Origin of the sequence: Streptomyces sp. NPDC059853, assembly GCF_042731495.1 — a bacterium.
Taxonomy (GTDB): domain Bacteria; phylum Actinomycetota; class Actinomycetes; order Streptomycetales; family Streptomycetaceae; genus Streptomyces.
The window spans coordinates 1-6,545 of sequence record NZ_JBHWJL010000292.1 but is presented as its reverse complement, the minus strand read 5'-3'; the positions used below and the strand labels follow the sequence as shown (position 1 = coordinate 6,545).

Genomic DNA, 6,545 nt, shown 5'->3' with positions numbered 1-6,545 from the left:
GCGTCACCTTCCAGACCATGCTGCGCAACCCGCTCGCCAGCCCCGACATCATCGGCATCAGCTCCGGCGCCGGAGCCGCCGCGGCCTTCGCCATCGTCGTGCTCGGCCTGAGCGAGGTGGGTGTCTCCGTCTTCGCCATCACCGGCGGCCTCGTGGTCGCCCTGGCCGTCTACACCCTGTCCTTCAAGGACGGGGTGGCCGGATCCCGGCTCATCCTCATCGGCATCGGGATCGCCGCGATGCTGGAGAGCATGACCGCCTACATCCTCTCGCAGGCGGGGGAGTGGGACCTCCAGGAGGCCATGCGCTGGCTCACCGGCAGCCTCAACGGCGCCAGCTGGACGGAGGTGACGCCGGTCCTGATCGCACTGGCCGTGCTCGGCCCGGTCCTGCTGGGACACGCCCGCGACCTGGACAATCTGCAACTCGGCGACGACACCGCCGCCGCACTGGGCGTGCGCGTGGAGCGCACCAGGATCGTGGCCGTCGTGGCGGCCGTCGGCCTGATCGCCTTCGCCACCGCCGCCACCGGACCGATCGCCTTCGTGGCCTTCCTCTCCGGGCCCATCGCCGCCCGCCTGGTGGGCCCCGGCCACTCGCTGCTGGTGCCCTCCGCCCTGGTGGGCGCACTACTGGTGCTCGCCGCCGACTTCTGCGGCCAGTTCGCCTTCGGCACCCGCTACCCGGTGGGGGTGGTCACCGGCGTGCTCGGCGCCCCGTACCTCGTCCACCTCATCATCAGGACCCACCGCGCGGGCGGCTCGCTGTGAACCGCCGCCCGGTCAGGGCACGGCGGGCGGCGGACCGGTACGCGGCCAGGGCCGGCCGCTGAGCCGCTCGATGTCCGTGTTGAACCGGCGCAGATCCTCGACGAACCGGTCCAGCCGGTCCGCCGGCCAGTCGGCCAGCACCTCCGTCAGCCCGTCGACGATCCCGGCCCGCTGCGCCGCCAGCCGGGCCCGGCCCTCCTCGGTCACCCGGAACTTCCTGGCCGTCCCGCCGGCCGGGTCCAGGGTCCGCTCCACCAGACCGCGGTCGAGCAGGGCCGTGGTCTGCCGGGTGAAGGTGGAGGCGGCCAGCCCGAACGCCTCCACGAACTCCGGTATCGACATGGGCCCCTGCGCCTCCAGCCGACTCAGCAGCACATAGGCGCTGCGATCCAGCGCCGCGCCGGCCCGCACCCCGCGTGGGGTGCCCATCTCCCGGTGCCGCGTGAGGATGAGCAGTTCGCGCTCGATCTCTTCTCCCGCCCGACGGGCCTCCACACCGGCTCCCCCCGTGGTCCGAACAGTTGTGGGAGACCACCCTACGGAGAGAACGCGCCCTGCACCCGAAGTGCATCATGCACTCTTGATGCATCATGCACAGTGTCGGTAGCGTTGCGTTCCGTGAACGCCTGCCCGGGCCGTACCGCGTTCGCTCCCCAGCACACCCGGAGGAGCCCATGACGCCACGTCAGGAACAGACCGTACGGCTGCCGCTCACCGGCGACAGCCCGCTGGAGCCACCCGCCGCCTGGGAGGCCCTGCGCAGCGGCTGTCCCGTCGCCACCGCCGAACTCCCCAGCGGCGACAAGGCCGCCTACCTCACCCGCTACGCGGACGTCAGAAGCGTCCTGGCCGACCCCCGCTTCGCGCGGCCCGCCGCCACCGACCCCGGCGCCGCCAGGATCGCGCCCGACGGCGCCGGCGGCCCCGCCACCGACGCGGACGGATCGGTGGCCATCCCGGACCGCGGCGAGGACCACCAGCGCTGGCGGCGCCGGGTCGGCAAGTACTTCACCGCCACACGCATGACGGCCCTGCGCCCCCGCATGACCGCCATGGCCGAGTCGCTCGTGGACGCCATGGTCGAACGCGGCGGCCCCGCCGACCTCAAGGCGTCCCTCGGCTTCCCGCTGCCGGTCTTCGTGATCTGCGAGATCCTCGGCGTACCGGCGGAGCACCGGGACCGCTTCTCCCACTGGTCGGACGCCTTCCTCAACGTCACCCGCTTCACCGCCGGGCAGACCCGCGCGGCCCAGGCGGAGTTCACCCGCTACATGGACGCCCACGTCGCCGCCGTCCGCGCCGACCCCGGCGACGACCTGCTCGGCATGCTGGTGCGCGACGGCGGCGCCGAGGAGGACGGCGGGCCGTCCGACGCGGAACTGGCCGCCACCGGCATGGGCCTGCTCGTCGCCGGCCACGAGACCACCGCCAACATGATCGGCAAGATGACCGCGCTGCTGCTGGCCGACCGCGGCCGCTGGGAGCGGCTGGTCGCCGACCCCGCGCTGGTCCGCACCGCCGTGGACGAGGCGCTGCGCTTCGACGCCAACGCGGGCTTCGGCATCCGCCGGTATCTCACCGAGGACATCGAGATCGACGGGCGGCCGCTGCCGAGCGGCACCACCGTGGTGTGCGCCATGCCCGCGGCCAACCGCGACGAGCGGATGTTCCCCGACGCCGGCTCCATGGACCTGTCCCGCAGCCCCAACCCCCATCTCGCCTTCGGCGCCGGACCGCACGCCTGCATCGGCCAGGCCCTGGCCCGCACCGAACTCCAGGTCGCCCTGGAGGTCCTGCTGCGCAGACTGCCCACACTGCGGCTGGCCGTCCCGCCGGGCGCACTGCACCGGATGGAGGGCCTGCTGGTGGGCGGCCTGCGCGAGGTCCCGGTGGTCTGGGAGGGGAGCGCGGCATGAACATCGCTGTGGACACCGGCCGTTGCTGCGGTGCGGGCCAGTGCGTCCTGATCGCGCCCGAGGTCTTCGACCAGCGTGCGGAGGACGGCCTCGTGGAACTGCTCGACGCCACCCCGGGCGAGGCGCTGCACCCCGCCGTCCGGGAGGCCGCCGCCGTCTGCCCGGGCGCCGCCATCACCGTGCGCGAGCCGTCCTGACGCCCGGTCCGTCCCGCCCCCGGCCACCGGGGCGGGACGGACCGCGGCGGCCCGGCTCAGCGGGCCGGGCGCAGTTCCCCGTCCGCCGGGCCGGATGGGTCCGGCGGCCCGGACGGCGCGACGGCCGCCCCGGTCGGCGCCTCCGGTGCGTCCGGTGTCTCCGGCACGTCCGCCACCGAGTGCGTCACCTGCGGCGCGGCGATCCGCCGCATCAGCAGTGACAGCGCGCACACCAGGGCCGTCGTCCCCATCAGCGCGTACATGATCCGGTAGTCGATCACCCCGATCAGCGCCGCCCCCGCCGCGATGGAGAGCGTCTGGAACAGATCGCACACCGAACCGACCGCCGCGTTCACCCGGCCCTGCATCCGCGCCGGCGCGTACAGATGGAGCGCCGTGCTCAGCGCCACCATCAGGAACGGCAGCCCGACCCCGATCAGCATCGCACCCAGCACGAACAGCGGCAGCTCCCGCCACACGCAGAGCACCAGCCCCACCGCGATCAGCGCGTAGCCGGCCGCGCTGCCCCGGAACTCCCCGACCCGCTTCACCAGCAGCCCGGCGAGGATGCCGCCCAGCACCGAACCGGCCCCCTGGAGCGAGGCGATCACGCCCACGAACGCCGCCCCCTGCCCGAGCCCCTGGTCGACGGCGGCGAACAGCGCCGTCTCCAGCAGCCCCACCACCGCCAGGAACCCCACCATCGCCAGCGTCAGCCGCAGCAGGAACGGGGCCGTCCGCACGAAGCGGAAGCCCGCCGTGACCGAGCGCGCGAACGGTTCACCGGCCGGCTCCGGCTCCGACTCCACCACCCGGATCGACCACAGCACCAGCGCCGCGACCACGAACGTCGCCGACCCCAGCAGGGCCAGCGCGCCGCCGCCGAACGCCGTGTACACCCCGGCGCCCGCCACCGGCGAGACGATCCGCACCCCCTCGCGCACCGTGATGAGCAGCGACCGCGCCTGTGCGGCGTTCTCGGACGCCAGCAGGTCCTTCAGCAGCGCGGGCCTGGCCGGGGTGGCGAACAGCACCCCGTACGCCAGCGTCACCAGGTAGATGATCCATACATCCCCCGAGCCGTCGACGAACAGCAGCGACAGCACCAGCACCGCCATCACCGCGTACATCCGCAGCAGCAGCGGCCGGCGGCGCACCCGGTCCACCCAGTGCCCCAGCAGCGGCGCGGCGAGACCGGGCGCCGTGATGACGAGGAACACCACCCCGGCCGCCGCGTCGGACCCCGTCAGATCCTTGATCCAGATGGCGAGGGAGAGATAGACCGCGCTGTCCCCGAAACTGGAGAAACTCTCACCGATGAAGAGCCGTCTGAAGCGCTTGTCGGTGCGTAACAGTTTCCACATCAGCGGACCTCCGGGAAAGAGAACGGCGGCGGGCCGTGCGCCCGCCGCCGGGGATCGGACACGGGGGCGGGTCAGTCCTCGCCCATCGCGATCCGCAGGCTACGGGGGCGCATGTCGGTCCACACCCGGCCGATGTGGTCCAGGCACTCCTGCCGCGTGCCGCGCGGCCCCGGCGCCCGCCAGCCGGCCGGCACCGGACGGTCGGCGGCCCAGACGGAGTACTGCTCCTCGTCGTTGACGACGACCACGAACTGCTGCTCGCCGCTCTTTGGTGTCTCTGTGCTCATGGGACGGTCCTCTCGTGCCCGGTGGGTGGGATGGACGGGGCCCCGGCCGGGGCCCCCGCGTCGCGCAGGCGGTCGCGCACCAGCTCGCGCACGGCCCGCCTGCTGGTCTTGCCCGCGGCCGTGTCCGGCAGCGCCGCGAAGCACAGCAGCTGACGCGGCCTCATGTACGCGGGCAGCAGCCGGTGCAGACCCGCCCGCACCTGCCGCTGCGTCTGCGGCCACGGCGGCGCTCCGGCGGCCGGCACACAGGCGAGATACAGTTCCGGGCGGCCCTCGGGGCCCGCGCAGTCCACCGCGACCGCCTGCGCCAGTTCCGGCAGCCGCTGGGCCACCGCCTCGATCTCGCCCAGTTCGATCCGGTGGCCCCGGATCTTCACCTGGTCGTCCGCCCGCCCGTGGAAGAAGAACTGCCCGTCCGCCCCGGCCCGCACCAGATCGCCCGTGCGGTACCTCCGCACACCGTCGGGTCCGGTGATGAACGAACGTGCCGTCAGCCCCGGTTCACCGGTGTAGCCGCGCGCCACCCCGGCCCCGGAGAGCCACAGTTCACCGACCGTCCCGGCCGCCACCGGCCGCCCCGCCTCGTCCAGCACCCGGGCGCCGATCCCGGTCAGCGGCCGGCCGATCGGCAGCGGGTCGCGGAACGGCGGTGTCAGCGGGGTGCACAGACCGACGACGGTGATCTCGGTGGGGCCGTACGCGTTCCACAGCGCGCCGGTGACCGGCGTCAGCTCCTGGGCCAGCGCGGCCGGCAGCGTCTCGCCGCCGGAGATGAGCGTGCCGAAGACCCGCTCGCCGGCCAGGAACGGCAGCAGCAGCCGCAACTGACTGGGCGTCGCCCAGGCCGCCGACAGCCGGGCCCCGCGCAGGAAACGGGCGAACAGCTCCGGGTTGCGGGCCGCGCGCGGCGGCGCCACCACCACCGTGCCGCCGCACACCAGCGGGATCAGCATCTCGGGCACCGACATGTCGAAGACGGTGTTGCTGTGCGCCAGCATCCGGCTGCCGGGACCGAACCCGAGCGCGCGCACGAAGTGGTCCAGCAGGTTGAGCAGCGCCGGATGCTCCACCTCCACCCCCTTGGGCACCCCGGTGGAGCCGGAGGTGAACAGGACGTACGCCGCCGGTTCTTCCGGCCCCGGCGCCGCCCCGGCCCCCTCCCGGGCCACCTCGGCGGCGGCGCCCGCGCTCACCCCGTCCGCGACCGGGCCGCGCACCGCGACCACGCAGCCCGCCCGGCGGATCTGGTAGCGGCGCCGCTCGCCCGGGGCGGCCGGATCCAGCGGCACCGCGGTGGCCCCCAGCAGCCAGCAGGCCAGCAGCGGCACCAGATACCCGGCCCCGTACCCGGATTCGATGGCCACCCGGCTGCCCCGGACGGCACCGGCGGCGGCCAGCCGCCGGGCCTCGGCGCGGGCGGCGGCCACCAGCGCGCCGTAGCGGAGGGTGCCGTCGGTGCTCTCCACCGCGGGCGCCGCCGGCCGCAGCCGGGCCTGCTCCAGCACGGCGGAGAGCACCGTGCCTGCCCCGTCGTCAGTCGGTGAGGACATCGCCCGCCCCCGCCTCGCGCACCAGGGCGGTGAGCCCGGCCGGTGTCGGATCGGCGAAGAAGTCCGCGAGTTCCACCGTCACCGCGAACTCCTCGTCCAGCCGCGCCAGCAGCCGCATCGCCATGATGGAGTGGCCGCCCAGCGCCAGGAAACTGTCCCCGGGCCGCACCCGCGGCAGTTGAAGCACCTCGCACCACAGTGCCGCGACGCGCCCGGTCAGCGCGTCCCCGTCCCCGTCCCCGTCCCCCTCCCCGTCACCGCTCCCGGCCGCGCCCGGCCCCGGGGCGGGCGGCGCGAGGAGCGCACCGGCCGGGGCTGGACCGGCGGCGGCCAGCAGCGCGGCCCGGTCCGTCTTCCCGCTGGCGTTCACCGGCAGCCGCTCCAGCGGCACCACGCGGGGGACCAGCGGCTCCGGCAGCCGCTCGCGCAGCGCCGCCGCCAGCGCCGCCCCGTCCAGGGCC

8 protein-coding genes are annotated in these 6,545 nt (G+C 74.6%); 3 read left to right on the top strand and 5 right to left on the bottom strand.

What is annotated here, in order from left to right:
• Nucleotides 1-770, top strand: a 770-nt coding sequence (locus tag ACFV5N_RS23015) for a FecCD family ABC transporter permease (RefSeq protein WP_385603006.1), incomplete at its 5' end; no start/stop codon positions are given.
• 12 nt (nt 771-782) lie between these two features.
• On the opposite strand, the gene ACFV5N_RS23010 is transcribed toward ACFV5N_RS23015, so the two are convergent.
• Nucleotides 783-1,265: a MarR family winged helix-turn-helix transcriptional regulator gene (locus ACFV5N_RS23010; RefSeq protein ID WP_385603003.1), complete on the bottom strand. Its 483-nt coding sequence runs from the start codon at nt 1,263-1,265 to the stop codon at nt 783-785.
• 179 nt (nt 1,266-1,444) lie between these two features.
• Between ACFV5N_RS23010 and ACFV5N_RS23005 the strand changes: the two genes are divergently transcribed.
• Together ACFV5N_RS23005 and ACFV5N_RS23000 are read left to right on the top strand one after the other, a co-directional pair.
• On the top strand, nt 1,445-2,686 hold the full coding sequence (locus ACFV5N_RS23005; protein WP_385603000.1) for a cytochrome P450: 1,242 nt from the start codon (nt 1,445-1,447) through the stop codon (nt 2,684-2,686).
• Nucleotides 2,683-2,883 carry a ferredoxin gene (locus tag ACFV5N_RS23000; RefSeq protein WP_385602998.1) on the top strand — a complete coding sequence of 67 codons (201 nt, stop codon included), beginning with the start codon at nt 2,683-2,685 and terminating at the stop codon, nt 2,881-2,883. The genes ACFV5N_RS23005 and ACFV5N_RS23000 overlap by 4 nt, the downstream gene beginning before the upstream one ends.
• 56 nt (nt 2,884-2,939) lie before the next feature.
• Here ACFV5N_RS23000 and ACFV5N_RS22995 read toward each other — a convergent pair whose 3' ends face one another.
• The 4 genes from ACFV5N_RS22995 to ACFV5N_RS22980 form a co-directional block, all read right to left on the bottom strand.
• The gene (locus tag ACFV5N_RS22995; protein ID WP_385602996.1) at nt 2,940-4,247 is read right to left on the bottom strand and encodes an MFS transporter; all 1,308 of its coding nucleotides are present in this window, start codon (nt 4,245-4,247) and stop codon (nt 2,940-2,942) included.
• A gap of 71 nt (nt 4,248-4,318) precedes the next feature.
• Nucleotides 4,319-4,534 (bottom strand): MbtH family protein, encoded by a 216-nt coding sequence (locus ACFV5N_RS22990; RefSeq protein ID WP_385602994.1) that lies wholly within the window; start codon nt 4,532-4,534, stop codon nt 4,319-4,321.
• On the bottom strand, nt 4,531-6,084 hold the full coding sequence (locus ACFV5N_RS22985) for an amino acid adenylation domain-containing protein (RefSeq protein ID WP_385602992.1): 1,554 nt from the start codon (nt 6,082-6,084) through the stop codon (nt 4,531-4,533). The genes ACFV5N_RS22990 and ACFV5N_RS22985 overlap by 4 nt, the downstream gene beginning before the upstream one ends.
• A partial coding sequence (locus ACFV5N_RS22980) for a phosphopantetheine-binding protein (protein ID WP_385602989.1) occupies nt 6,068-6,545 on the bottom strand: 478 nt, incomplete at its 5' end. The genes ACFV5N_RS22980 and ACFV5N_RS22985, both read right to left, overlap by 17 nt.